This window comes from Brevibacterium limosum (assembly GCF_011617705.1).
Lineage (GTDB): Bacteria > Actinomycetota > Actinomycetes > Actinomycetales > Brevibacteriaceae > Brevibacterium > Brevibacterium limosum.
In genome coordinates this window covers 3,148,820-3,174,277 of the sequence record NZ_CP050154.1, presented here as the reverse complement: position 1 = coordinate 3,174,277, position 25,458 = coordinate 3,148,820, and the positions used below count along the sequence as shown (strand labels likewise).

The 25,458-nt window shown below is 65.8% G+C and carries 28 protein-coding genes, 1 tRNA gene and 1 other RNA gene; 12 read left to right on the top strand and 18 right to left on the bottom strand.

Translation table 11 applies throughout. The features are described 5' to 3' along the window. Positions 1 to 5: 5 nt before the first annotated feature. The 3 genes from GUY37_RS14415 (at position 6) to GUY37_RS14405 (ending at position 2,394) form a co-directional block, all read left to right on the top strand. Positions 6 to 1,322, top strand: a complete 1,317-nt coding sequence (locus GUY37_RS14415) for a sensor histidine kinase (RefSeq protein WP_166826891.1) — start codon at positions 6 to 8, stop codon at positions 1,320 to 1,322. Beyond that, a complete protein-coding gene (locus GUY37_RS14410; RefSeq protein ID WP_166826888.1) occupies positions 1,319 to 1,993 on the top strand; it encodes a response regulator transcription factor in 675 nt (224 codons plus the stop codon). Before GUY37_RS14415 ends, GUY37_RS14410 begins: the two co-directional genes overlap by 4 nt. A gap of 119 nt (positions 1,994 to 2,112) precedes the next feature. Then, complete coding sequence (locus GUY37_RS14405) at positions 2,113 to 2,394, top strand: SHOCT domain-containing protein (RefSeq protein ID WP_152349203.1); 282 nt, start codon at positions 2,113 to 2,115, stop codon at positions 2,392 to 2,394. 5 nt (positions 2,395 to 2,399) lie between these two features. On the opposite strand, the gene GUY37_RS14400 is transcribed toward GUY37_RS14405, so the two are convergent. After that, a complete protein-coding gene (locus GUY37_RS14400; protein ID WP_166826885.1) occupies positions 2,400 to 2,759 on the bottom strand; it encodes a helix-turn-helix domain-containing protein in 360 nt (119 codons plus the stop codon). Positions 2,760 to 2,937: 178 nt separating this feature from the next. Here GUY37_RS14400 and GUY37_RS14395 point away from each other — a divergent pair, with 178 nt between their 5' ends. Continuing rightward, positions 2,938 to 3,966: an iron-siderophore ABC transporter substrate-binding protein gene (locus tag GUY37_RS14395; protein WP_166826882.1), complete on the top strand. Its 1,029-nt coding sequence runs from the start codon at positions 2,938 to 2,940 to the stop codon at positions 3,964 to 3,966. A 47-nt stretch (positions 3,967 to 4,013) separates the two neighbouring features. Here GUY37_RS14395 and GUY37_RS14390 read toward each other — a convergent pair whose 3' ends face one another. Both GUY37_RS14390 and ffs read right to left on the bottom strand, forming a co-directional pair. After that, positions 4,014 to 5,537 carry a L,D-transpeptidase gene (locus tag GUY37_RS14390; RefSeq protein ID WP_228278201.1) on the bottom strand — a complete coding sequence of 508 codons (1,524 nt, stop codon included), beginning with the start codon at positions 5,535 to 5,537 and terminating at the stop codon, positions 4,014 to 4,016. Between the two features lie 180 nt (positions 5,538 to 5,717). Continuing rightward, positions 5,718 to 5,813: signal recognition particle sRNA small type (gene ffs, locus GUY37_RS14385), an RNA gene on the bottom strand. Positions 5,814 to 6,601: 788 nt separating this feature from the next. Between ffs and GUY37_RS14375 the strand changes: the two genes are divergently transcribed. Further along, positions 6,602 to 6,689: transfer RNA gene (locus GUY37_RS14375), tRNA-Ser, on the top strand. A gap of 301 nt (positions 6,690 to 6,990) precedes the next feature. Here the strand turns inward: GUY37_RS14375 and GUY37_RS14370 are convergent. The 3 genes from GUY37_RS14370 to GUY37_RS14360 all read right to left on the bottom strand — a co-directional run bounded on the left by GUY37_RS14370 (position 6,991) and on the right by GUY37_RS14360 (position 10,145). Continuing rightward, positions 6,991 to 8,574: a SpoIID/LytB domain-containing protein gene (locus tag GUY37_RS14370; protein ID WP_166826879.1), complete on the bottom strand. Its 1,584-nt coding sequence runs from the start codon at positions 8,572 to 8,574 to the stop codon at positions 6,991 to 6,993. 102 nt (positions 8,575 to 8,676) lie between these two features. Continuing rightward, positions 8,677 to 9,210 (bottom strand): type 1 glutamine amidotransferase domain-containing protein, encoded by a 534-nt coding sequence (locus GUY37_RS14365; protein ID WP_166826876.1) that lies wholly within the window; start codon positions 9,208 to 9,210, stop codon positions 8,677 to 8,679. 260 nt (positions 9,211 to 9,470) lie between these two features. Next, positions 9,471 to 10,145 carry a hypothetical protein gene (locus tag GUY37_RS14360; RefSeq protein WP_166826873.1) on the bottom strand — a complete coding sequence of 225 codons (675 nt, stop codon included), beginning with the start codon at positions 10,143 to 10,145 and terminating at the stop codon, positions 9,471 to 9,473. A 276-nt stretch (positions 10,146 to 10,421) separates the two neighbouring features. On the opposite strand from GUY37_RS14360, the gene GUY37_RS14355 reads away from it, so the two are divergent. From GUY37_RS14355 to GUY37_RS14340, 4 genes are all read left to right on the top strand, one after another. Then, positions 10,422 to 10,829: a YciI family protein gene (locus tag GUY37_RS14355; RefSeq protein ID WP_166826870.1), complete on the top strand. Its 408-nt coding sequence runs from the start codon at positions 10,422 to 10,424 to the stop codon at positions 10,827 to 10,829. Positions 10,830 to 10,853: 24 nt separating this feature from the next. After that, complete coding sequence (locus tag GUY37_RS14350; RefSeq protein WP_166826867.1) at positions 10,854 to 12,053, top strand: RNA polymerase sigma factor; 1,200 nt, start codon at positions 10,854 to 10,856, stop codon at positions 12,051 to 12,053. Between the two features lie 205 nt (positions 12,054 to 12,258). Further along, on the top strand, positions 12,259 to 13,320 hold the full coding sequence (locus GUY37_RS14345; protein ID WP_228278481.1) for an FUSC family protein: 1,062 nt from the start codon (positions 12,259 to 12,261) through the stop codon (positions 13,318 to 13,320). Beyond that, positions 13,313 to 13,987, top strand: coding sequence for a DNA alkylation repair protein (locus GUY37_RS14340; RefSeq protein WP_166826861.1), 675 nt, complete (start codon positions 13,313 to 13,315; stop codon positions 13,985 to 13,987). The genes GUY37_RS14345 and GUY37_RS14340 overlap by 8 nt, the downstream gene beginning before the upstream one ends. Positions 13,988 to 14,012: 25 nt before the next feature. Here GUY37_RS14340 and GUY37_RS14335 read toward each other — a convergent pair whose 3' ends face one another. From GUY37_RS14335 to GUY37_RS19020, 6 genes are all read right to left on the bottom strand, one after another. Then, a complete protein-coding gene (locus GUY37_RS14335) occupies positions 14,013 to 15,419 on the bottom strand; it encodes an amidase (RefSeq protein ID WP_228278200.1) in 1,407 nt (468 codons plus the stop codon). A 68-nt stretch (positions 15,420 to 15,487) separates the two neighbouring features. Continuing rightward, complete coding sequence (locus GUY37_RS14330) at positions 15,488 to 15,871, bottom strand: transcriptional regulator (protein WP_166826855.1); 384 nt, start codon at positions 15,869 to 15,871, stop codon at positions 15,488 to 15,490. 158 nt (positions 15,872 to 16,029) lie between these two features. Then, positions 16,030 to 16,452, bottom strand: coding sequence for a hypothetical protein (locus GUY37_RS14325; protein WP_166826853.1), 423 nt, complete (start codon positions 16,450 to 16,452; stop codon positions 16,030 to 16,032). A 190-nt stretch (positions 16,453 to 16,642) separates the two neighbouring features. After that, on the bottom strand, positions 16,643 to 17,092 hold the full coding sequence (locus GUY37_RS14320) for a flavodoxin family protein (RefSeq protein ID WP_166826851.1): 450 nt from the start codon (positions 17,090 to 17,092) through the stop codon (positions 16,643 to 16,645). A 49-nt stretch (positions 17,093 to 17,141) separates the two neighbouring features. Beyond that, complete coding sequence (locus GUY37_RS19025; protein ID WP_266096668.1) at positions 17,142 to 17,987, bottom strand: transposase; 846 nt, start codon at positions 17,985 to 17,987, stop codon at positions 17,142 to 17,144. Next, complete coding sequence (locus GUY37_RS19020; RefSeq protein WP_208094684.1) at positions 17,951 to 18,334, bottom strand: transposase domain-containing protein; 384 nt, start codon at positions 18,332 to 18,334, stop codon at positions 17,951 to 17,953. The genes GUY37_RS19025 and GUY37_RS19020 overlap by 37 nt, the downstream gene beginning before the upstream one ends. A 181-nt stretch (positions 18,335 to 18,515) precedes the next feature. On the opposite strand from GUY37_RS19020, the gene GUY37_RS14310 reads away from it, so the two are divergent. The 3 genes from GUY37_RS14310 to GUY37_RS14300 all read left to right on the top strand — a co-directional run bounded on the left by GUY37_RS14310 (position 18,516) and on the right by GUY37_RS14300 (position 20,595). Next, positions 18,516 to 19,427 (top strand): Sir2 family NAD-dependent protein deacetylase, encoded by a 912-nt coding sequence (locus tag GUY37_RS14310; protein ID WP_166826849.1) that lies wholly within the window; start codon positions 18,516 to 18,518, stop codon positions 19,425 to 19,427. Between the two features lie 69 nt (positions 19,428 to 19,496). Further along, entirely contained in the window at positions 19,497 to 20,087 is a 591-nt protein-coding gene (locus GUY37_RS14305; RefSeq protein WP_166826847.1) for a TIGR03085 family metal-binding protein, read from the top strand. A 103-nt stretch (positions 20,088 to 20,190) separates the two neighbouring features. Further along, positions 20,191 to 20,595 carry a DUF4190 domain-containing protein gene (locus tag GUY37_RS14300; RefSeq protein WP_166826845.1) on the top strand — a complete coding sequence of 135 codons (405 nt, stop codon included), beginning with the start codon at positions 20,191 to 20,193 and terminating at the stop codon, positions 20,593 to 20,595. 57 nt (positions 20,596 to 20,652) lie between these two features. Here the strand turns inward: GUY37_RS14300 and GUY37_RS14295 are convergent, their stop codons facing one another. The 6 genes from GUY37_RS14295 to GUY37_RS14270 are packed head-to-tail and all read right to left on the bottom strand — an operon-like array spanning position 20,653 to position 25,455. Continuing rightward, entirely contained in the window at positions 20,653 to 22,287 is a 1,635-nt protein-coding gene (locus tag GUY37_RS14295; RefSeq protein WP_228278198.1) for a polyamine aminopropyltransferase, read from the bottom strand. Continuing rightward, positions 22,284 to 22,712, bottom strand: a complete 429-nt coding sequence (locus tag GUY37_RS14290) for a DUF350 domain-containing protein (protein WP_166826842.1) — start codon at positions 22,710 to 22,712, stop codon at positions 22,284 to 22,286. Before GUY37_RS14290 ends, GUY37_RS14295 begins: the two co-directional genes overlap by 4 nt. A gap of 18 nt (positions 22,713 to 22,730) precedes the next feature. After that, positions 22,731 to 23,159 (bottom strand): hypothetical protein, encoded by a 429-nt coding sequence (locus GUY37_RS19015; RefSeq protein ID WP_208094683.1) that lies wholly within the window; start codon positions 23,157 to 23,159, stop codon positions 22,731 to 22,733. Then, positions 23,156 to 23,752 carry a DUF2617 family protein gene (locus tag GUY37_RS14280; RefSeq protein WP_166826840.1) on the bottom strand — a complete coding sequence of 199 codons (597 nt, stop codon included), beginning with the start codon at positions 23,750 to 23,752 and terminating at the stop codon, positions 23,156 to 23,158. The genes GUY37_RS19015 and GUY37_RS14280 overlap by 4 nt, the downstream gene beginning before the upstream one ends. Next, entirely contained in the window at positions 23,752 to 24,402 is a 651-nt protein-coding gene (locus GUY37_RS14275) for a DUF4178 domain-containing protein (protein ID WP_228278197.1), read from the bottom strand. Before GUY37_RS14275 ends, GUY37_RS14280 begins: the two co-directional genes overlap by 1 nt. Before the next feature lie 24 nt (positions 24,403 to 24,426). Next, a complete protein-coding gene (locus tag GUY37_RS14270; RefSeq protein ID WP_166826838.1) occupies positions 24,427 to 25,455 on the bottom strand; it encodes a GNAT family N-acetyltransferase in 1,029 nt (342 codons plus the stop codon). Positions 25,456 to 25,458 lie beyond the last annotated feature (3 nt).

Sequence of the window (25,458 nt, the reverse complement as noted above, 5' to 3'; positions counted from 1 at the left end):
GGAGAATGAGAACGGACCGTCCAGACCTCCGCGCACCCGCGGAAGGATCCCCGCCGCGCGCACGCCGACGGATCGTCCTTCTCACCGTCGCCGCAGTGGTGCTGCAGCTGCCGTTCGCCATCGTCCTTGCCGCCCAGGCCGATACGTCTGCGGCCGCGATGACCGTCCGCATCGGCACTGCGGTCGTCTCACCTGCGATCTTCTTCTTCGCAGCGAGGTGGCCGGGACCGCGCGCGGCAGCACTGGCGGGACTTGCCCTCCTCGACATCCTGGTGTGGGCGGCAGCAACCCCCGATGCAGGATCCGGCGGACACGGAATGGGACCAAGCCCGTGGAGCGACCGCGGACCGTGGTCACCGGTGGAGGCCGGGCCCAGGACGACGCCGTTCTATGCCGCCTTCCTCTTCGCCGTCCTCGCCGCGATGGTCCGCGGACGTCAGCTCTGGGCGATCGCCTCGGCGGCGGGAGTCTGGGTGGGCTGCCTGCTGCTCGGCCCCATGCTGGGAATCGATTGGTCGGTGGGGCGGGTGGTCTCGGCCACGATGGGACTGGCAATCGCCGTGGGCATCGGCGCATTCGTCCGGCGCCGCGGCGAGCTGGCGCGCCAGGAGGCAGCCGAACAGAGCGCTCGCCACGCCGAGGTGGTCCAAGCCGAACGACTGCGCATCGCCCGGGATGTCCACGACGTCCTCGGCCATGCTCTGTCCCAGATCAACGTCCAAGCCGGAGTCGGCGAACACCTCATCGACCGCGACCCCGAGCAGGCTCGTTCGGCGCTCGCCGCGATCAGGGAGCTCAGCCGCACCGGGCTCAATGAAGTGCGCACCGTGCTGCACACGATGCGCTCGGACGCCGGTTCTGCGGACGGGGCGGAGCCGGCGCCCTTGGCACCGGTGCTCGGGCTCGACGATGTCCCGGCTCTGATCTCCCGCCTCGTCGGCTCCACCGACATCAGCGTGGACGATCGGCGGGACACCGACGCCGAAGGAGCGCGGGCGAACCCCGGCCAGTCGACGGATGCGGCCGCCTATCGGATCATCCAGGAAGCGCTGACGAATGTGCTCAGACATGCGCGGGCCAACAGCGCACAGGTCGTGATCGAACGGAACTCGGACCGACTGCGCGTGCGCATCAGCGACGATGGGACGGGGATGTCCGGCGGTGCTGAAGGGGCGGGAATCATGGGCATGCGCGAGAGGGCGAAGCTGCTGAACGGAGCACTCGAACTGTCATCGGCGGGTCAGCGGGGAACCACCGTCGACGTCGACCTTCCCTGGAGCGTCGACCCGACAGGGACACCCGACGAGGAGGCGCGGCGATGACACCGATCCGAGTCGCGATCGCCGACGATCATCAGCTCGTGCGCGCCGGCTTCGCCTCGCTGCTGGATTCCGAGGACGACATCGCGGTCACGATCCAAGCCTCCGGCGGGCAGGACCTCCTCGACGCGCTGCGCAGAGCGCCCGTCGACGTCGTCCTCATGGACATCCGCATGCCCGGCGGAGACGGTCTCTGGGCGACGGAGGAGATCGCCGCCGATCCGCGGCTCGACGCCGTCCGCGTCGTCCTCGTGACGACCTTCGGCCTCGACGAGTACATCGTTCGAGCCGTGCGCGCCGGGGCCAGCGGCTTCCTGCTCAAGGACACCGACCCGACCGACCTCATCCGAGCCGTGCGCGTCGTCGCCGCCGGTGAGGCTCTGCTCTCACCCGAGGTCACGAAGTACCTGCTCTCCCGCATGTCACTGGGGCTGAAGGCGGAGCCTGACGCCGGGCTCGACGTCCTCACGGACCGGGAACGCGAAGTCCTCGCGCTCGTCGGCCGAGGTCAGTCGAACGACGAGATCGCCGCATCGCTCGTGCTCTCCCCGCTGACCGCGAAGACCCATGTCTCCCGCATCATGACGAAGGTCGGGGCCCGGGACCGCGTCCACCTCGTCGTCCTCGCCTACGAATCGGGGCTGGTGTCGCCCGGCTGGCTCAACGAACGCTGAGACCTGCTCCGCAGGAAGCAGCACAGGTGTCTCCCGTCGGCGGATTCGCCGCGCCCGGCTCGAGGCGTGTGATGGATGTCAGGTCCACGACCGCCGTGGACACCCGCCAAGGAGGCATCATGCATATGGAACACGGTCCGCTGGCCTGGCCGTTCTTCGTCCTCATCCCGATCTTCTGGGTCCTCGTCATCGGACTCATCATCGCCCTCATCGTCACGCTCAACCGTCGCCGGTGGCGGCAGGCCGGGGGACCGCCGTGGGCGAATGCGGCACGAGAGGGGACGAGGAGCGCCGAAGCGACTCTGGCGCAGCGTTTCGCCCAGGGCGACATCGAGGAGGCCGAATACCGCGCCCGCCTCGAGGTGCTGCGGGCGAACCGGCTCGAGGCCGGTGACGGCTGAGCCGTTCAGGCAGCCAGAGCGAGCCGCACCTGACCCGCCGCCGGCGGAGAGGGTGCGGCTCGCGTCATATCGGCGGCGGACAGCAGCGCGGTCGCGGAGACCCCGGAGGTCATGCCGACAGCTGCGAGCACGAGAATCTGCGGAAGCTGCAGACCGAGGACCGCTGCGACGGCCTCGATGACCTCCGACGACGGGTCCTTGAGCCCGCGTTCGATCTCGGAGAGGAACTGGGTCGAGACCCCGGACCGTTCGGAGACCTGTGCCAGGGTGAGACCCATGTCGGTCCGGCGCAGTCGGAGTGCGCGTCCGAGCGCCTCACGCCACAGCGGCGGCGGGGTCGGACTGTGCGGGAGCATGTGGGTCATGGGGTGAGCCTACGGTTCGCAGGGCCGCCTCGGCGAGGGTTTCTGCTCTCAGCAGAGATGGGACATCGACGTGAAGTGGCTCACAGCTATTGCGGAATCGACGGTCGGTTAAGTTAGGCTGTCCTACGTTAATGTCGAGGGGTCGCATCAGGCTCCGACCACTGTCGAAAGGACAGGAATGTCAGTTCCTCACAGCCGCCGGGCCGTCATCACCGGAGCGCTCGTCGCGCTCTCGCTCACCGCCACCGCCTGCGGACAGGGATCGCAGGCCGCGCAGGAGTCCGGGTCTGCCGATTTCGAGACCGTGACGATCAAGCACGCGCTCGGCGAAGCGGTCATCGAGGCCGAGCCCGAACGCGTCGTCACCCTCGGTCAGGGATCGACGGAGACCGCGATCGCGTTGGGCAAGACTCCGGTCGGCATGGAGGAATACGCGTGGGGATCCGATGACACCGGGTACATGCCGTGGATCTATGAGGCGGTGAAGGACAAGGGTGAGGAGCTGCCGGAGCAGTTCCAGGGCGACACGGAACTCGATGTCGAGGCGATCGCCGAGCTCGAACCCGATGTCATCCTCGCCCCCTGGTCCGGGATCACCGCCGATCAGTACGAGCAGCTCGATGCCATCGCCCCGACCGTGGCCTACCCGAAGCAGCCGTGGACCATCGAATGGGATGAGCAGATCACGACGGTCGGGAAAGCGCTCGGTCAGGAAGAGGAATCCGAGGGTCTCGTCGACGACATCAAGACGCAGCTGAAGGAGGCCAAGCGGGACGAGTACAAGGACCTCACCTTCTCCTACATCTACAACTCCGGTCCCGGTACTCTCGGCGTCTTCTATCCCTCCGAGCAGCGCGTGGCCATGGTCTCCGCCCTCGGCTTGACTCCGGACCCGGTCATCGATGAGCTGAAGAAGGACTATGACGAGCCGGGAACGGATTCGGCGCTCATCGGTCTGGAGAACGCCGATAAGCTCAATGACTCGGACATCATCTTCACCTTCTACTCCGACGAGAAGAACAGGCAGGAGATCGAATCGCAGGGACTGTACGCGAACATTCCGGCGATCAAGTCCGGTGCCGTCGTGGCCTCCGCAGACCAGGCGTTCGTCACCGGTTCCTCGATCATCAACCCGCTCACCGTCCCGTGGACGCTCGAGCGATATGTGCCGATGATCGACAAGGCAGTGGAGAAGCTCGACAAGTAAGTCGACGGCGAAGGCCCGGTCGAGTCAGACAGGCAAGCTGGGCGCTCTCAGTCGAGGGCGCTCAGCTTCTTCCATTCATTCCAGGAATAGACCCAGTCCGAGATGTCGCTGTCGTTGGTCGACAGGCTCACATGCGAACCGGTGACCTCGACCGGGTCGCCGAAGATCGCGGAGTCGTAATACTCCTTCGCCCGCTGGGTGGTGAGGTTGATGCAGCCGTGCGAGACGTTCTGCGAGCCCTGGACGCCGGCAGACCACGGGGCGGCGTGGATGAACTCGCCGTTGTTGTGGATGCGCACGGCCCACTGCACATCGGTCTCGTAGTCCCACTGCTCGGATGTCATCGTGTAGTCGGCGGCCTTCGACATCACCACATGCGTGCCGTTGTACGACGGGGACTTCGGGGCGCCGAGGGAGGCCGGGAAGTCCATGACCGTCTTGCCGTCTCGGGTGACGGTCATGCGGTGGGTCTTCACATCGGCCTCGACGACCTGTTTGCGTCCGATCTCGAAATCGAGTGTGAGGTCGTTCTGACCCACACTGTTCTCACCCGTCGGCACGTCCTTGAGAGGAGCATCGACGGAGACCTTCGAATGGGCGGGCCAGAATTCCTTCGGTCGGAAGTGCAGTCGGGACTGCGGGTCGTCATAGAGCCAGCCCCATGAGCCGTCGACCTTCCGTTCCCTGCCGTCCTCGTCGGTGACCTTGACCGAGAGGCGACGTTCCACATCGTCACGGAATTCCTTGGACACGGTGGAACCGAAGTTGAGCATGATGGGGGCGGCGACGCCGACCGTCTGATCATCGGCGAGCGTTGTGCGCACCGACATCGGTGCTCCGTCGCTGGCACCGACGGTGATCGTGGCATCGAAGTCGACCTCGTCACCACCGTCCGTGGTGGCGGTGGCCTTCACGGTGTATTCACTGTCGGCGACGAGGCCGTAGCTCGAGATCCAGGCCGCGGACTCTGCCGGGGCGGATACCGCCTCGGCGTCGTCCTCGTTCTCTGTTCCGCTGTCCTTCGTTTCATCGTCGCTGGGCTCGGACTCGGTGGAGCTCGGGGTCGACGCACCGGCCCGAGCATTCTCATCGGTCTCGAGTGCGGTTCCGGAAGCGTCGAAGAATGTGCCGGGATCGTGTGCGATCCGGGGGTGGGCCTCCTCGGTGACGGAGACGTCACTGAGGTCGGCGTTCTCAACGGAGATGCCGATGCGCTGGCCGGGGTCGAGGTCGATCTCGTCTCCGGATTCGGTCACTTTGCCGAAGTCCTCTGCGCCGGGGATCGAGGCGGCTGAATCGGGGGACGGACTCGGATCCGCAGCGGAGGTCGCGCCCGCACTGGGCTGAGATGTCGCATCCTCACTGGGCTGCGATGTCGGAGTCGATTCGGACGCGGACTCTGCGGCTTCGTCGGTGACGGCTCCGACGCGGAACACGGGTTCTGCGGCCGCCTCGGCGGTCTTGTTCGCGCCATTGCGGGTCGCATCGGGATCGTTGCTCGACGGCGTGCACGCCGTGAGCAGGGCCAGCGCCGAAAGGGCGGCAAGGGCCCCTTGGATCTTTGTGGACAACAGGGAAACCTCGTTAAAACACAGGGATGAGAACTGCGAATAATGGTAATGAAGCAAAATCACGAAAGTATTAACGAATTCGCTTCTCGGCCCCGATTCTGGCGTCCGGAAGGCTGCGGAGGCAGAGCTGACCTGGGCTGACGGGGGATAAGGGGAGTTGTGGAATTGTGATCTTGGGGAATAGAGGACTCCCCGTGCACCCGACAGAGCTCGCTTACCCTTGCTGCCTTCCGGCCCTGGGGGAGTTCACAAGATGACGCCGCACGGGGAGCCACGAATCAGTCTAGTCGAGAGCGGCCTCGGTGGACAAAACGAGTGGGCGGGGCCACACGGTCGTTCGAATCGACGGGACTCAGCCGTTGTTGAGGCGACCCTGCTCGATCCATTCCTGTTCTTTCTGGATCCATTCGTTGTCTTCGGGGAAGTCCTCGGGGCCGTTGATCCGCCGGACCTCGATCTGGGAACCTGCGTCCAGGGGCGCCTTCTTCGCCCAGTCGATGGCTTCGCCCAGTCGATGGCTTCGCCCTGGGAGGCGACCTCGATGACCCAGAACCTGTTGAACAGCTCCCTCAGGTTGCCATAGGCACCGGGGGCGGTTGTCGGTTCGCTGCCGGAGAAGTCGACGACGGCGCCTTCGGACGGATCGGCCAGGCCGGCGCCGTCGGACAGGACGCCGGCGTTGATCATCGATTCGTTGTAGGTGCCCATGGCGGCGATCATCTCGTTGAAGTCGGCTTCGGCCATTCGTTCGACGGCGACCTGATCGACCGTGCGCATGATGAGCATGAATTTCACGAGGACTCCTCGGTCGGGAACGTGCCTGAGCGGAGTCGGCTGAGACTGCTTCGCGCACTGCTCACGGCAAGCCTATGCCGATTCCCTGAGGTGCGGGATACCCCACGGCTCACTCGGAGCAGATGCCAAGCTCCGGGTGCGCACTCCAGACTCCGGCTGCTGCGAGCGGTCGCTGACCGGAGCGCCTGTTCACCTGCGGGAAGTGGGATGCTTCACACTCGGCCACGGCGATTTCGCATTGTCGTCATGACTCGGATAAGCTGATTCGCGGAGGATTCGCCTAGTGGCCTATGGCGCTCGCCTGGAACGCGGGTTGGGTTAACGCCCTCAGGGGTTCGAATCCCCTATCCTCCGCCACGGAAGTCCCGGTCTCGCAGATCCTGCGGGCCGGGACTTCGCCGTTACGCTCTCACTTCGCCCCGATCCTTTCTCCCCGTCATCGTGCGCGAGAAGGAAGCCGAACTCGTCAACAAGGGACTGCTCACCCCCGCCGGAGTGTGAACCCGCCGGTCAGAATCCCTCAGGTAACGCGAAACTCGAAAAAGTCGCCACCAGTGACGACTTTTTCGAGTTTCGCGTTACCTGAGCTCGGTCGGTCGTGGTCGGCTCGCTGAGCTCGGTCGGTCGTGGTCGGCTCGCTGAGCTCGGTCGGTCGTGGTCACTTCACGTTGAACGATGCGGACTTGAGCTTCAGCTTCGTTCGCAGCTGATCGCCGGTGCGACTTATGGTCTTTCCCTTCCCCGAGGTGGCCTTCACCGTCTTCACCAAACCCGAACCGGTCTTCGACACGGACAGGGAACGGACGTCTGCCAGACCGAATGCCCGTGCCATATCGGCCTGCTTGATCGTCACCGACCATGAGGCGTTCGGGTTCTTCGCCGAGGCATACCTCGACGGAGAGTCATCGACCGAAACCAGGTAGGGCACGGACGACCCCCACACCTCGGCGGCGGAATGCGTCTTGTTTCCGGCCGACGAGGAATAGACAGCGTCGATGAGGCTGCCCTTGTACGTGACGACACGAGCCGACTTCACCGTCGACCCGCTCGTGGTCTGGGTCGCGGCCACGGCTCTGCGCCAGGGACCGGAGTCGCTCGCGTTCTCATGAGTCCACCCGAGGAAACGCTGGGAGGCCACCTCGTCGTAGACATGGCAGCCACACGCCGGCTTCGCGGCGCCGAGGTTGCGGTAAGCGTAGGTGCGGGAGGCGATGGCCTGACTGCGCAGAGCCTCGGACTGCCAGGACGCGGGCATCTCGGCGATGCCGGGCAGGTACTCCTTGTTGAGACCCAGGACGTTGATGACATTGAGCGTGCTCTTCAGCTGACTGATCTCGAGGCGACCGTGACGGTAGGTGCCGGTCGCCCCGTTCTGCGCTCCGCTGACTGACACCGTCGTCGCCGAGGAGCCCTTCCAATACCGGGTGCCCTGCCATTCGACGACGATCTTCGACCCCGAATAGCTCTGCGACCCGACCATCGCCTTGATCATGCCGGACGAGGTGCGTTCGATCGAGATCTTCGAGCCCGACTCCACGGTCTTCGACCCGACTGCGACCCGGAGACGACCGGAGCGTGGAGTGACCGTCACCGACTTCTTCCCGGTCAGCAGCTGCACCTTGAGGTCGGTGTCGGCGTTCTTCGTCATCGTCGTGACCTTCGCGCCGGTGTAGTAGTGCTGAAGGATCTGCGTCGACGTCTTCCCGGCCGCAGCCATTCCGCGCGCCCCGTACTGGCTCATCCCGACCCCATGGCCGAACCCCGACCCCGTGATCGCGAACGACGACGGTGCCTTCGCCGACTTCATGAGCTTCACCTTCGCACCGGACTTCGCCGTCCACACGATGATGCCGTGCTGGAACTTCTGCCTGATTTCGGAGCCGGACCGATACTCATTGCTCGTCGGATATCCCAGAGTTCCGCGCTCCCAACCGGACTTCTTCCATGCCGTGCGGATGGCGCCCCACGTGGCGTGCGCGCCCGTGGCCTTCGTCCAGTGGATGCTGCCGTGCTTGAACGGCTGATAGCAGCCCTTCTGGATCAGTGTGCACCGCTGCGGGCCGGTGGCCGGGCCGAGCTTTCCGCCTTTCCCGCCGAGCGATGTGTGTATCTTGCCGATCGCACCCGACGTCGGATATGCCGCATGCGCTGGAGACGGTGTGGTGCACAGGATGAGGAGGAGCCCGATGAGCAGTGCCGCGAGGGCAGGAGTCGTCGCCTTGACGAACGGGGAAGCTGGCATGAGTAGATCATATGCGCGGCTGTCAAGACCGCGGGTGACGAACAGAGGAGCTCCCCGAAACGATCGTTCCGGGGGAGTTCGTCGAAGGGTATGTCCGACCGCTCAGCTGAACTTGTCGGCGATCGCCTTGTTGAATGCGTCGAGGTCGCCGGGATTGCGCGAGGTGATGAGGTTGCCGTCGATGACCACCTCGGTGTCGGTCCAGTCGGCACCGGCGTTGATGAGGTCGGTCTTCGTCGAGATGAAGGACGTCAGATTCCGTCCCTTCGCCACTCCCGCCTCGGCGAGGATCCACGGTGCGTGGCAGATCGCGGCGACCGGTTTGTCGGCGGCGAAGAACGCCTTGACGAGGTTGACTGCGTCCTCATTCAGGCGCAGAGCGTCGGCGTTGAGGGTGCCGCCGGGCAGGACGAGGGCGTCGAAGTCATCGACGGAGGCCTCGGCGACGGGAACGTCGACGTCGAAGGTCTTCGCATGCTCCCAATCGCCTTCCATCGCCTGCAGAGTCCCCTCCGAGGGGGAGACGATGACGGTCGTCGCACCGGCTTCGTCCAGGGCAGCGCGCGGGCTGGTCAGTTCGACCTGCTCGACGCCGCTGGTGAGGAGGAATGCGATCTTCTTGTCAGAGAGTGCCATGGTGGTGCTCCTTGTCGGTTGTGATCGGTGAGATTGTCGAATCTGACATGGACGCGGCTGGCCAGCACGACGAGGCCGACTTGCGGTTGGGCCGACGCCCACAGTGGGCACAACAATGGAAAATGCGGACTTGTTCCAGACCGCGACGAACGCACTCCCCTGGTCGCGGTGTCCAGGGGAGTGCGAGTCGGGGGATGCGAGACGCTCGAGGGCAGCGGGTCGGGGAGGTCGCGTCAGGGACGCGACCGAGCAGCGCCGGCTCAGATGTTCGGGAATTCGAGGCTGTAGCCGATGCCGGACTGCGACGCCGAGGTGATCTTCACGGTGCCGTAGTGATTCTTTCCGGCCGCGGTGACGGTGCAGGACTGCGAGCCGCTGTGGGAATAGATCCGCAGGTCCGAGTAGCAGTCGACCGTGTCGACCGTGGTGCCCTGCTTGGCATAGGCGTGTTCGATGTCCTTCTCGAGCACGTCCGCGGGGATCTTGCCGTTGCCGTCCGCATCGAGCTCGACTCCCTCTTCACCGATCCGCGGACCCTGGTAGCCGTCGGTCGTGTCGCTCGACGAGGAGGATCCGGTCGAGGCGGAACCGTTCGATGACGACCTGGCCGAGGTGGAGGAATCACTCGCCGAGGAGGAGCTGGAGGAATCCGAGGATCCGCCGCTGCCGTTATCGGCCGTGCCGTTGTTCGTCGTGCCGGTCGACCCCGCACCGTCGGTGGCGGAGTCCGAGGTGGAGCCCGTATCCGTTGTCTGGTCTCCGACGGTCGTCTCGGAGCTGTTCTCGGTCTGCTGCCCCTGTGCCCGCTGGCCATCCTGTTCCTGGCCCTGACCCTCCTGGCCGAACGAGATGTGCATATCGCAGGCCGAGAGCGTCAGGGTCGCGGCGAGGGCTCCGGCAACGGTGATGGTCTTGAGAAGTGTCTGTGTCTTCATGATCTGCTCCTGGACTCATGTGCGTTCAAGCGGTCGGTGTTTCGTACCTGACAAGCTTCTCAACGCAGAGCCGTGGCCTGGGCCGATCTGTGTTCGCATCCGGTGACGCATGTTCCAGGACGGACACATCGGCCTATTCTGGGACTGTGTTCGACGACCTGAGCAGAATGAAACCGAGAGATCTTCGCCGCTGATGTCGAGAACACTCGTCCGGCTGCGTCCCAGATACGTCAGCGAGCACACCCCGTGCGAGCGACACAAGACAAGGAGACCATCATGGCCAAGTACCTCATGCTCAAGCACTATCGGATGTCGAGCGAATATATGGACTACACCCCGATGGACCAGTGGAGCCCCGCCGAGGTCGACGCACATATGGCGTATATGAACGCCTTCGCCGACAAACTCAAGGACACCGGCGAATTCGTCGACTCCCAGGCACTCTCACCCGAGGGCACCTTCGTCCAATCGGGTGGACCGGGCAGACCTCCGGTCACGGACGGTCCCTTCCCCGAGACGAAGGACCTCATCGCCGGGTGGATGGTCATCGACGTCGAGAACTACGACCGTGCCCTCGAACTCGCCGGTGAGCTGTCGGCCGCACCGGGCAAAGGCGGGGAGCCGATCAACGAATGGCTCGAACTGCGGCCTTTCCTCGACCACGCACCCAACGTGGACGAGTGATCGGGGACGCGAACGGAGTCCGCTATGACCGATCCGGATCCCCTCGCCGAGGCGGAGCTGCGTGGGCTCGTCCCCGCCGTGATCGGCATCCTCGTCAGTCGTGGAGCAGACTTCGCGACCGCCGAGGATGCCGTTCAGGACGCCCTCATCGCAGCCCTGCGATCGTGGCCGTCCGAGCCGCCCCGCGACCGGCAGGGCTGGCTTGTGACAGTGGCGTGGCGGAAGTTCCTCGATACCGTGCGGTCCGACGGAACGCGGATGAGACGCGAGGAACGGGTCATGGCAGCCACACTCGCCGAACCAGGGGCCTCAGCCGAACCCGGGACCGACAGCGTCGCGAACGCCGATGACACCCTCGATCTCTACTTCCTCTGCGCCCATCCCGACCTCAGTCCCGCCTCGGCGGTGGCCCTGACCCTGCGGGCGGTGGGCGGACTGACTACGAAGCAGATCGCCGACGCCTATATGGTGCCCGAAGCGACGATGGCCCAACGCATCAGCCGCGCCAAATCCACGATCGCAGGCTCACGACTCAACCGGCTCGGCGAGCTGTCCTCGGTGCTCACCACTCTCTACCTCGTGTTCAACGAGGGCCACTCGGGCGACGTCGACCTCGTCGCCGAAGCGATCCGACTGACCCGGACGCTGAAGACGATGATCGAATCCGCCGAGGTGGACGGACTCCTCGCGCTCATGCTCCTCCACCACGCCCGTCGCGACGCCCGGTTCGGTCCCGCCGGTCGACTCATCGCCCTGGTCGATCAGGACCGCTCTCGATGGGATCGACACCTTATCCGCGAGGGCATCGAGATCCTGCAGTCCGCGCTCGCCCGCGACGAACTCGGACAGTATCAGGCACAGGCGGCGATTGCGGCGCTGCACGCCGATGCTCAGCAGGTCGACGACACCGATTGGGTGCAGATCGTCGAGTGGTACGACGAGCTGCTGGCCCTGCGCGATACGCCGATCGTGCGCCTCAACCGGGCCGTGGCCGTCGGGGAGGCCGACGGCCCTGCGGCCGGTCTGGCCGAACTGCGGGGGCTGGAGGAGAGTCTGCCGCGCTACTTCGCCGTGGAGGCACATCTGCGCGAACGGGCAGGACAGTCGGAGAAGGCCGCTGACCTCTATGCACTGGCCGCGAAACGGGCCGCAAGCGTAGCCGAACGCGACCACCTCAACCGGCAGGCGGCACGGGTCCGACCAGGACGGAAGCCTCCGGACTGACGATGAGGACGGAAACCGCAGTGATCACGGTCTCGGTCGGCCGCCTCGGCGAGCGAGGTTGATCACTCCTACCGGCGGAAGACGTCGACCCGCACCGGCAGCCGACTAGGATCGAAGGGAGCCTTCAACTCACCCTCCCATCCCAGCGATCCCGTCACCGGGGTCCGTTTCCGAGTCCGAAAGGGGCCGAATCCGCTTGAGCCGCGTGCAGGAGTTCTTCCGCATCCCACCGGGCGAACGCGACCATATTCCCGCGTTCCGCATCGCCTTGGGAGTCGCCATCCCGCTCCTCGTGCTGCTCGGAATCGACCGCCTCGACCTTGCCGTCTATGCCGCCTTCGGCGCCTTCACCGGCATCTATGCCCGATTCGAAACCCCACGCTCACGGACGAGGCGGCAATCGATCGCGGCCGTCGTCCTCGTCGTCTGCGTGGGCATCGGGGCGCTGCTGGGCAGCCTCGGCGCATCGATCTGGGCACTCGTCGTCGTCACCTCGCTGGTGTCCGGCGTGGGAGCGGCCATCGCCCTGCGCTTCCGGCTCAAACCCGGCGGGTCGATCTTCTTCATCTTCGCCACCGGAGCCGTCGGTTCCATCCCGAACGGCGCACCGGTGCCGCTGGCGATGGGCGTGGCGGCCGCCTCGGCGCTGGTGAGCATCGGTCTCGGGGCTCTGGCCCACCGCATCGGCGAACGGATGCCGCCGGAGAAGGAGACCTACGTCCGGGTGGGACTCTCGCCGGCGGGCAAGGCCGAACTCGCCGCCCACGCCGCCCGGTTCACGATCGCCCCGCTCATCGCGGGAATACTGGGCACGCTGCTCATCGATGTGCTGCCGCTGCTGTCCCACAGCTACTGGGCGATGGTCGCAGCGGTCGCACCGATCACCCCGCCGGGACGTTCGGCCCGCCTCAAGCGCGGTGTCCACCGTGTGGTCGGAACCCTGCTGGGCGTGATCGTCACCGCATTCCTGCTGTCGTTCCCCACCGAGGCCTGGCAGCTGGTCGTGTGGGTGATCCTGCTGCAGTTCCTCGCCGAGATCTTCGTGCTGCGCAACTATTCGGTGGCTCTGCTCTTCATCACACCGTTGGCCCTGCTCATGACTCAGATCGGCAACCCGCACCCGGTCACGGAGCTGCTGGCCTCCCGCGCCATCGAAACCGTCATCGGTGCGGTCGTCGGCATGATCGTCGTCATCGTCGGATTCAGAGGAGTGAATAAGTCACGCGCCCAGCTCGAAACGTCCCCGCATGCCGATGACGATGACTGACCTGACCACCAGCACCGAGGTGCTCGCCACCCTGACCTCACTCGAGGATGAGAAGATCCGCGCCGTCAACGCCCGCCACGGCGACGACCACGCGGTCAACCTCACGAAGCTGCGAGCCATGGCGAAGGAACTGAAGAAGAACGACGACCTCGCCGCCGAACTCTGGGCGTCCGGAGACTCCGCGGCCCGCCTCGTCGCGATCCTCATCATGCGCCCGAAGGCCTGGAGCGAAGCACAGCTTGATGAGATGCTGCGGGACTCAGGTGTCCCGAAAGTCCACGGCTGGCTGGTCAGCAACATCGTCAAGAAGTCACCCCACGCCGAGGCGCTGCGCCGGACCTGGACGGATGATCCCGACCCGGCGGTCGCCTCCGCCGGGTGGGCGCTGACGAGCGAGCGGGTGAACCGGAAACCCGAGGGCCTCGACCTGTCCGGTCTGCTGGATGTGATCGAGGCCGAGATGGCGGATGCGCCCGAACGGCTGCAGTGGGCGATGAACGAGACGCTGTCGTATATCGGCATCGAGAACCCGGACCTGCGGGCCCGGGCCATCGACATCGGTGAGCGCCTCGGCGTGCTGCGCGACTACCCGACCTCTCCCGGCTGCACCTCGCCCTTCGCCCCGACGTGGATCACGGAGATGGTGTCCCGCAAGGCAGCGAAGTGAGCCGATGACAGATGCCGCGCCTTGGCTACGTGGCCGGGTGGCGAGTGTGGAATCCGGTGACCTGCTGGAAGGCGTGACCGGCCGCCAAGACCAAGGGCTCGGTGAAGTCACCGCCGACGAACTGAGCGGCCAGGGGAGTGCCGCGGTCGGTGAACCCTGCGGGCACCGTGATCGACGGCATCCCGCAGTTGTCGATCGGAGCCGTCGGCACGGTCACCGCGGCGAACAGCTTCGGATCCGAACCCAGATTCGCCATCTGTTCGATCGTCGGTGAGCCGACGCCGATTCCCGGCAGCAGAAGCAGATCGATATCGGCCATGAGTGTGCGCATGCGACCGGTGAAGGCCCGTCTGGATTCGAGCAGCCGGTGGTAGTCGACGGCGGACAGGCCGCGCCCCACCTCGATGAGACCTGACAGGTCGGGACCGTATTCCGTCGAGCGAGCCGGATACGTCTCGGCGTGGACGCCGGCGGTTTCGACCCCGCACAGCGCCGTCCATTCCTGGGCCGCCGCCTCCATGCCGGGAGTCTCGACCTCGACAACCCTCCACCCCAAGCCGGTGACGGCTTCGATGGTGTCGTCGAGCATCGCATTCGTGGCGGCGTCGAAGTGCTCTGCGGCCAGCGCGTGGTCGACACCGACGACCGGAGCCCGGTCGACGCGCAGCTGCCGGGGATAGTCGGGGACCGGCTCGAGCGAGGAGGTGGGATCGGCGGGATCGTGGCCGGCGATGGCCCGCAGCACGATCGCGGCATCACGGGCACTGCGGGTCATGGGCCCGATGTGGTCGAGGCTGGGAGCGAGTGCGAAGATGCCGTGGCGAGAGACGCGGCCCCAGGTCGGTTTGAGGCCGGTGACGCCATTGGCCGAGGACGGCAGACGGATCGATCCGCCGGTGTCCGACCCGAGAGAGGCAAAGCAGAGTCCGGCCGCGGTGGCCACACCAGAGCCCGATGAGGAGACTCCTGACCAGGTGCCGGCCTCCCATGGGTTGACCGGGGTCGGCAGGTCCGGATGGTGACCGGTGAACGCGCCCTCGGTCAGGCGCAGTTTGCCGAGGATGACGGCTCCGGCGGCCCGCAGTCGGGCGACGACGGTGGCATCTGCGTCGGGGCGGAAGTCCGCATGGATCGTGGTGCCGGCGCCCGTCGGCGCATCGTGGGTGTTGGCCAGGTCCTTCACCGCCACGGGAACACCGTGCAGGTCGCCGAGCCAGTGTCCGCGAGCCAGCAGCGCATCGGCCCGGTCGGCCTCGGCGAGAGCGGATTCGGCCATGACCGTGGCGAAGGCCTGCAGCCGGGGTTCGAGGCTGTCGATGCGCTCAAGCATCGCCTCGGTGACCTCATGGGAGGACAGCTGTCGGGTTCGGATGAGAGCAGAGACTTCGTGGAGTTCGAGGAACGGGATCTCGGAGCTCGTCGGTGTGGTCATCATGCCTCCTTGCAGCGGTTTCCATCACCCTAACCGATCTTCTCACCAGGGGGAATGGTGTCTGAGAGTCAACCTCCGGCAAGTTCCCGCAGCGCCTGGATATGTGCGTCGAGACGAATGGTTCCGTCGTCGCTGATCGAGACCCAGGTGCGGGGGCGTTTGCCCACATATCCCTTCTTGACTTCGACCATCCCGGCTCTCTCCAAGGCGGTGATGTGTCGGGACAGCACGGAATCGGAGACTCCGAGGCTGTCGCGCAGCAGCTTGAACTCTGCCCTGTCTCGGTTCTTCAGGCTCGAGACGATGCCCAGTCGCGTGGGGTTGTTCAGTTCCGGTTCGAGCCGGGCCAGGGAGTCGCCGAGGTGGGGAATCCTCTCGTTCTCCTCCGCTGTCCGCGCGTCGACTGCGTGTGCGTCGTCGGAGTCTGTCAGAGAGTACTGTTTCGCAGTCATCGTCGCTGCTCCTTCATCGAGTTCGTCGAGTTGCGCCGGCCATCGACAGCGGTGCTGAACTTGTCTGGTCGATCCGCGTCGCATTCGTGCGTGGGTGCGTCCCGGATCGACCGGACGATCGCTGTATCACGCTGTGTGCGCACCGTTTCGGCGTTGCCTCAGCGCCGCAGGGCCAGCAGAGAGAAGGCCGGGGCGGCGAGCCACAGCAGCCCTGCGGCGATGAACGGCACGGGGCTGCCGGCTGCGAAGGAGTCGGCCATGACACCGGCGATGAAGGCGACGATGATGACGCCCAGCCAGGTCAGCAGGAGGGCCGTGGAGCGACGGCTCCAGGACAGAGCCTTGACGAGGTAGACGACCAGCGCCGGGACGAGCCAGCTCAGTCCGGCACCGGCGATGAGCAGCTGAGTCGTGTTGTCGTCGATGATGCCGATGGCCATGAGTCCGACGGAGAGCCCTGCGGAGAGGACGAAGAGCAGTGTGACGAGCGGCCACGCGTCTCCGCTGCGCGCCTGAGACTGGTTCGCCTCGACCTGGTAGAGAAGATCGGCCGCCTGCTGCGGGGTGGGGTTCGCGTTCATGTAAGCTCCTGTGCTCGAGGCGGCGACCGAATCATCGACACCTTATGCGGAAGTAGTTACACGATATCAAGTGCTTTCCATATTGGAAAGTACTTTCAGTAAGAACTTCCCACCTCAATTGCTACCCGACGGCGGCCCAGCAACCTCGCGCGAGGTTGCTGGGCCGCCGTCGGGTAGCAACTAGGGGAGGTCAGCCGGCGGAGGCGGCGACCGTGGCTGCGAGCTCCGTGGCCTTCGCGAGGTGGTCGTCGGTGACCTCGCCGGTGAAGATGAGCGGGTCGAAGGCGAGCTTCCAGCCCAGGCCGGTCGTGATCTGCTTCATCGCGGTCTCGGCCCCGGTCGTGTCATAGCCGCCGTGGATCCAGTAGGAGAACGGCCTGCCGGCGGTCGGTTCGCGCACTGCGTCATACGTGGTGTCGAAGAAGTGCTTGAGGGCGCCCGAGATATAGCCGAAGTTCGCAGTCGTGCCGAGCACATAGGCATCAGCGGCGAGCACCTCCTCGACGCTCGCCTCGAGGGCGGGACGGACTGTGACCTCGATGTCGCCGAGCTCGGGAATGCGCAGTCCGGACTCAGCCGCCTCGGCGATCTGCGCAGTCGCAGCGGACGGGGAATGATGAACGAGCAGAACGCTGACCATGGCTCCACACTAGCCCCAATGCCGTGAAGTTAGGGCGTTATTGCGCGTGTCATGGGGACGCGCGGGAATGAAGGGACTGATGCAGTGTGGCTTGTCTGCAGGTGCGATCGACGACGCCACGGGCTTGGTATTTCGAAATGGCGCGTTTGACCACGCGCGGACACACACGCAACCGTCGCCGCGGCAATGGCGCGGCCAGAACACGCGCACCGATGGTCCCGACGAGATCAATGGCCGATTCATCGATGTGATGACCAGCAAGGATGACCTGTTCTTTCGCGGCTTCGAACGCGATGGTGAAACTGCCGCGGTCGGGATCGATACCGCCCATATAGGTCGCGTCACTGATCGTGGTGCGGATGAGTTGGTAGGCGATCAGCAGCGCGTAGATCTCCTGCTCGATACCCGGTGCGGTCCGGGCCCGCAGGACTCGACCGTCGCCGATCGTGGATTTGAGTTCGAGGAAGGCCGTCTCGATTTCCCACCGTTCGTGATACAGGGCAACGAGCTGATGCGCCGGGTACCGGACGGGATCGGTCAAGGTCGTGATGAGTCGGTAGGGATGGACTTCGTGCCCGTGGCCGGTGGTGATGAGCACACTGGCGTCGATGATGCGGACCGGCAGAGCACCGATGCAACTGGTGAATGATCCATCCGGATGGCGGGCGATCACGGGCTGACGACGATGTCCTTTGCCGCGGATGAGGAAGTCAGCACCCGTGCCACCGATGGTGTCGGCGACGGTGGCGGCATCGAAGTTGCGATCGGCGAGGACGAGCATGCCAGGGTGCATACTCGATTGCAGGCGCGGGACGAGAGTGACTTCGCCGATCTTCGTGTGAGTGAAGACTGCGTCGATCAGTGTCCTTGTCCCACACGTGACCAATGCCAGCAGACGCGCCTGGGGGTAGCCGGTTCCCCCGTGATTGCCGGCCTGTTTGACGAACCTCGTCCGGCTGACGGGCCCGGCCCGGAGGGCGTCGGCCATCGAGCGACCAGTTTGGACCAGACCTGGGTGTAGCCGATGTCGGGGAAGAGGCAGGCTGCTATCAGCAGGTAGACGACCACTCGTGAGGGCAGGTCGCGCAGTCGCTTCTGTCGCGAGTGAGTCTCCTCGATGGCGGCGTCGACCATCTCGTCGGGCAGCAGGTGGGTGAGTTCTCCGAGATGGCCCGGGGTGTAGGCATCGATCGTGGTGGTTGCGGTATCGGGGTGTGGGTCTGTGAGAGTATGAGAGTGCAACGGAGCTCCTGGGGAAGTCGGAGTTTCTTGGTCGATACTCTCTTTACCGGAGTTCCGTTGCTCCAGCTCTCGTGCCACGCCGTATCAGGTCATTGACGACAGCACTCACTCCCTAACTTCACGGCATTGACACTAGCCCCGGGCACTGACATACGTCAGCCCCGATGTCTAAGGTGGAACCATGGCAGTCATCTTCGACCCCCTGCGCGGGCGTGTGCGTCCGCAGGCCAGCCACTCCGACGCCGAGATCATCGATGTGCTCACCGAGACCTACTCCGATGCGGACTGGGCGGTGCTCACCGGGGCGGGCATGAGCACGGACTCCGGCGTCCCCGACTACCGCGGACCGGATTCACCGCCGCGGAATCCGATGACGATCCAGACATTCCTCTCCCACCCCGATCAGCGTGCCAGGTACTGGGCGCGGTCATGGATGGGCTGGCCGCGGATGCGCAGCACCCGACCCAACAGGGCCCACCTCGCCCTGGCCGGGCTGTCCGTGGCCGGGATCATCACCCAGAACGTCGATGGACTCCACCACGCCGCCGCCGAGGCAGTCGCCGCCGAACGTGGGAGCGGCTCCGGATCGCCGGCGCCGAGTCCTGTCATCGACCTCCACGGCAGCCTCGATCGGGTGATCTGTCTCGAGAACGGGCACCTGTTCGACCGTGATCGGGTGCAGCGGAGACTGAGCGAACTCAACCCGGACTTCGCGAAGGAGGTCGGCATCGACCCGATCGACGTCGAAACAGCTCCCGACGGCGATGTCGAACTCGAAGACACCGCCGGGTTCATCGTCCCCGACTGTCCCGAATGCGGCGGGCTGCTCAAACCCGACGTCGTCTACTTCGGCGATTCCGTTCCCGCAGCCAGGGCCCAGGAAGCCGATCGGATCACTGACGAAGCCGCCGGCATCGTGGTGCTCGGGTCCTCGCTGGCAGTGCTCTCCGGTCTGCGATTCGTCCGGACGGCCGCGAGGGAGGGCAAACCCGTCGTCATCGTCACCGACGGACCCACCCGCGGAGACGAACTCGCCGACTACCGGTCGGTCTCCCGCGTCACCGACTTCCTTACGGCCTGGGCAGGCCGGTGAGGTGACAAGCCGCTGAGATGAGACCCGGCGTCCAGGGGAGTCCAAGCCGGGGATGGAAGACTGGCGGTTATGAGAGACAATCTGGCTCGCGCCGAACGACTGCGCCTTGTCGACACCGCCCGCCGTGCAGAGGAAGACGCCCCCACTCTGTGTGAGGGGTGGACGGTCAGGGACCTTGCCACCCACCTCGTCATCCGCGAACGCCACCCGCGGGCTGCTGCGGGAATCTTCATGCCGAAGTTCTCCGACCGGCTGCAGGCGAAGGAAGACGAGTACGCCGAAATGCCGTTCAGCCGGCTGCTCGGCCTCGTCGCCGCACCGCCGAAGTGGACTCCGGGCGCACTGCCGGGAGTGGAGACGGTGATGAACACGACCGAGTTCCTCGTCCACCATGAAGACATCCGCCGGGCCGCGATCGAATGGATTCCGCGCCGGCTGTCGAAAGCGGAGACCGCGACCGTCTGGGCGCAGACGAAGGTGGCGCTCCTGCCGTTCGCCGCGAAGGCGAAGGGCACGGTGACGATCGCAGCACCGGGCTTCGGCTCTCGCACCGTACGGAAGAAGGGCAGTGGGGAAGCCACCACGATCACCGGGGCCCCGCTCGAGCTCCTCCTGTACCTCATGGGGCGCGAAGACCACGCACTCGTCGACGTGCGCTGAGTGTCGGGAAAACCCCCGCCGGCTCGGGGGATTGGTCCATGTCGGCGGCCGGTGAGGTCTTCCTAGGCTGGTGTCAACAGCCGATACAGAGGAGACCAGCACCATGAACGCAGCATCTGCTCCGACCCCCGATCAGTTCGACCACCACCCCTCCGCAGGACAGCACTCCCGCCCCGCCGCCGGGCAGTACGAAGCGCCGCAGAGCTACCCGCCTGAGAACCGCTATGGCCAGCGCGCCGAGGAGGATCCGGGCAAGGTGCTCGGCATCGTCTCGCTCGTGGCGACCCTGTCGACGTTCCTCGGCTTCAACTTCATCGGCCCCGTCGTCGGCATCATCACCGGTCACATCGCACGCAAGCGTTCTCAGGAATCCGGTTACCGTGACAACGAGATGGCCAAGTGGGGCTTCATCCTCGGCCTCGTCTTCCTCGGACTCCTCGTCCTCGGGTGGGCGCTCGGAATCTCCTTCGGCATCGTCGGCGGTCTCGCCAGCCTCATGGCCGGCTGAGCCCCCGGAGAGACGGCAGAGGGCCGACCCGCGCGGGTCGGCCCTCTGCCGTTGTCGTCAGTAGCCGACCCAGGCCCCGCGTTCCTGATCGAGCACCCGCGGGTGCAGCAGCGTCGAGGCTTCGACCTTGCCCAGCGATGAGCGATCACGGTCCGGTGGGAATGTCGTCGAGGCGGCGAGCACCTCGGCGGTGGCGAATCTCAGCCCCTCCGGGGCGTCATCGGGCACGGTCACCTCGGGGCCTTTCCCACCGAGGTCGGCGAGGAAATACCCCCAATCGCCGAAGCTGGGGACATCGACGTGATACGCCGTCGTCGACAGTCCCGCCTCGGTGACGGCCTGCCCGATGCCCCAATAGGCCTCAGGGGCGAAGTAGGGGGAGCCGGCCTGGACGACGAGGCGGGCCTCCGGTGACATCACTTGGCGGATGAGTCCGTAGAACTCGATGCTGTAGAGCTTCGACGTCGCCACATCGTCGGGGTCGGGCAGATCGGCGATGACCGCGTCATAGGCCGAATGCTTCGCCTCCCGCAGCCAGGTGAAGGCATCGGCGGCGATCGTTCTCACCCGCGGATCGTCGAGGGAGTCGTCGTTGAAGTCGGTGAAGTGCTCCGAGGTCCTCGCCAGATCGAGGACCGCCGGGTCGAGGTCAACGAGGGTGATAGACCCGACATCGGGGTACTTGAGGATCTCGCGCACGGCCAAGCCGTCGCCGCCGCCGAGGACGAGGACGTTGCGCCGCGGACCGGCCAGCAGCGGATGGACGAGACTCTCGTGATAGCGGTACTCATCGGCCGAAGCGAACTGCAGATCCCCGTTGAGGAACAGTCGCGTATCGCCGCTCCGCCGGGCTTCGGTGAGCACGATCTCCTGGTAGTCCGACCGCTGCGAGTACACGATCGGGTCCCGGTAGAGACGCTGCCGGGTGGTGACTTCGATGTCATCGGTGAACACCCACACCACGGTCAGTCCGCCGAGGATGACGACCAGGAGGGCCGCCAGAATCAGCTGCGCGGTGCGGGTGATCTCGGTGCGGAAGAGCCAGAGGACGATGAGGATGCCCACCAGCGCATTCGTCATCCCCACCGCCAGCGCACCGCGCGGGAGTCCGAGCAGCGGCAGCAGGAGGAACGGGAAGGCGAGTCCGCCGACGAGGCCGCCCACATAGTCGGCGGCGAAGAGATCGGCCACCGCGCTCGAGGCCTTCTGGGCGCGGATGCGTTGGACGAGCTCCATGAGCAGCGGGATCTCAGCGCCGATGAGGGCGCCGATGACGAATGCGAGAGCCACCATGGCCGCCGTGTAGACGTCGGCGAAGGCGAAGGCGAGGTAGAGCAGGATGACCGAGAGGCCGCCGATGATGCCCAGTGCCGCCTCGATGAGGGCGAAGGAGACCGCGGCGAAACCGGTCAGCCGCTTCGTCGCGAGTGATCCGATGCCCATCGCGAAGACCATGACGGCCAGGACGATGGAGGCCTGGACGATGGTGTCGCCGAGGAGATAGGACCCCAGGGCCACGAGCGCGAGCTCGTAGACCATTCCGCAGCTCGCGCAGATGAAGACGGCGAGCAGGACGAAGAACCGGGCCGGCCCCGGACGCATGGGCAGGGTGATGGGTCGGGCCGCCTCGGTGGTGGAGTCGCTCGGTGCGGCTTCGGTCGCGAACCGACCGGAATCGTCGTCGGTGCTCAAAGGAGGGCCGCGGCCATGATGCCCGCGATGCCCAGGTGAGCGGTGGCGTTGACCCAGACCTCGGGGTGCATCTGTGAGGAATTGATGATGTCGCCGGTCCTGCCCGGGGTGAGCAGTCCGATGAGCAGGAAGCTCACCGCCATGAGGATGATGCCCAGGATGCCGAAGACGAGGGTGGACAGGATGCCTGCGACCAAGTCATCGGAGCTGGCGCGGATGGCGGCGATGACGATGATCGCGACTCCGGCCAGGTCGGAGGCGACGAGGACCGCGGCGTTGCGCGATTTCTGCTCCCACAGGATGACGTGGAGCTTGCCCGGGGTCAGCAGGTCGACGACGAAGTAGCCGATGACCATGAGGAGGAGGCCGCAGCCCGCATAGGAGAGTACGACTCCGGTCTCGAAGAGGAGGTAGTTCAGAAGCATGTCTGCCTTTCGCTGTGCCTATTTTCCGGTGCCTGGTCCGCCGCCGCGGAAGCCTGAGCCGTCGCCGTAGTTCGATCCGCCGCCGGTGAAGAACGGGAGGAAGAAGAATCCGCCGCCTCCTGAGCGGGAGGTGTCGCAGCCGATGTAGTCGTAGGTGCTGCCGTTCCTCTCGTAGTCGCCCTTACCGGGGTTCGAGACGTACTGGCCGTTCGAGAGGTCGTAGTCACCGCAGTTCGCCGCCCCGGACGACCCGCAGCCGCGGAAGACATTGCCGAGGACGACGAGGACGATGACGATTCCGATGATCGTTCCGCAGCCGACGCGGCGCGGCTTCCGCCCGGAGCCGCCACCGGGCCGCTGCGGACCGCCTGGGCGTTGTGGGCCGCCGCCCGCGCGGTCGAAGTCGAAGGAGCCTCCGCCCATCGAGACGTTCGGTCCCTGGCTCATTTCGACCTCCTCAATTCGCTGCTGCTGTGGACGATCTCCTGATGCTGCGGGTAGCAGTGCCACGACTGCCAGGCGATCCGCTCGGGTCGCGCGCAGGTCAGCGTCAGTGCCGTCAGTGCACCGGGCTGGCCGGGAAACGCGACCGAGAGGTGGGTCTCGGCGGTGAGGGCACGGCCGGCGCTGGCGGCGAGCACCTCGGCGGCGGCCGTCGGGAAATCCCCGTCTGTTCGCGTGCGGGTCGCGGTGAAACGGTGCTCGGTGAACCCGGCCCACCGGCCGTGGCGGACGTCTTCGCGGTCCCAATTCGGTCGTGCCGGCGACGAACCGTCGGCATCCTCGCCGAGGCAGGCGAAGGTCTCGATGAACGCATCGGCGGCGCTCTCGCCCAGGATCGCCTGGTGGGAGGAGCCGATGATGGTCAGCGTCAGGGTGAGCGGCGGCGCAGCCTCCGTGCCGATGGGCACAGCCTCGGTGGGCACGTCGATGGTGCGGGCGGCCAGCGGGGCGATCCGATCGTGGTCGAGGCTGAAGCGCAGCGCCTCGGCGCTGGTGTCGGTGAAGGGGACGTCGAGCGGGCGGGGGAGTGTGAGCATCAGCTGCCGGAGTAGATGGTGAAGGAACCGGTCGGGATCGTCTCGCCCGTGCTCACTTCCCAGCGCCCGTGGTCGAAGCGTTCGAAGGCGAGCAGGCGGCCGTCGCCGGATTCGTAGTCGACGTAGTCGACTCCGCCCTTCTCATTCAGCCCTGTGGTGCCTTCGGACCGGTATGAGGCGGTGCCGTGTTCGACGAGGTCATAGTCGGTGCCGTCGATGGTGATGGTCCGCGCCTTCGGTTCGATGTCGAGGTCGGGGCGGTCGCGCCAGCGCGCGACCTGGACGTCGGGGTCGCGTTCGATGCTCAGCCACATGCGGGCCGCCGAGGCGTCGGCCTGGAAGAAGTGTTCGGCCCAGTCATAGCCGCCTTCGGAGATCCGCAGAGTGCCGCGGACGAAGAACTTCTCATTGCCGAATTCCAGGAGGTCGCCGGCCTTGATGGCTTCGGGATCACCACCGGTGTTCTGGTCGGCGGCGAAGGGATCGCGCGGGGTCGCGGGTGCTTTCGTCTCGGCTTCGCGGCGGGCCCTGTTCGCGCGGGAGCGGACGACGAGCACGGTCACGAGGACGACGATGATGAAGACGAGGACGGCGATGAGGAGTTCTGAGGGCACGGCGGTCTGCTTCGATTCGATGGCCGGACGGGTCACCGACCACTCTAGTCGACCAGGCAGTCACGTACGGTTCTGACCGGCCCTCTTCTCGAGAGCTGTCATCGTATCGGCGACGAAGAACCCGAGGTCCCGGTTGAGCGCGAGCATCGGTTCGTTGTTCGTCGCCGTGTACGTCTGCACCCATTCCGCCGAGGCGGTCGCCGGGACTGCGGGCAGCTGGCGCAGGTTCGCGACCTTGAGCGCACGGCCGATCCCGCGGCCCCGGTAGGCACGGTCGACCAGAGTGTCCTCCTGGATGACGATCTGCGGATCGTGGGAGGAGACCATGATCTCCGTATAGCCGACGGCGAGTTCGCCCACATGCGCCATCGAACTCACCATGGTCCATCCCTGCTCGGCCATCCGCTCCTCATGGCTGCGGATCGCGGCCGTGCTGGCATGGCTGACGGTGCGGGTGAGACCCCCGACGGGCACGTCCTCGTCCATCTGCTCACGCAGCTGGGTCCAGGACTCCAGCACGTCCTCGGGGCAGGCCCCGATCCACGAGGTGACCGAGAAGTCCGGGTCCTCCCTGATCACGGGCACGACCGTCGACGCTCCCGACTCCTTGTACCGGTTCGCATCGGCCTTCAGGTAGGCGGGCAGGTCGAGCAGCAGACGGTGCTCCTCGTTGCCGATGCTCATCCCGCGCGCCTGCGCGAAGGCCACTCCGGCCGGGCAATAGGTCTCGGTCTGGACGATCGAGTCGGATTCTGCGCCATCATCGAGGAACTGGGCGGCCGCCTCGGCGAGGGCCGTGCCGAAACCCTGCCGACGCCGGTCAGGCAGAACGCCGAGTTCGATATCGGTGGGTGTTTCGGTGGAGAGGCTGATCTCGACACCGCCGATGATCTCTTCGCCGAGGCGGCCCACCAGGGCGATGTCCTGCCCGCCGGGACGCGGGTCGGCGAATTGGGTCAGCGTCGTCTCCGCGCTGCGCCACCAGGCGGCGGTGCGGGCCTCGGTGTAGGCGGTGCGCATGACGTCGTTCCAAGCCAGCAGCGCAGTGTCATCGTCGGCAGCGATGCGGGTGATCTGAATCTCAGACATGAT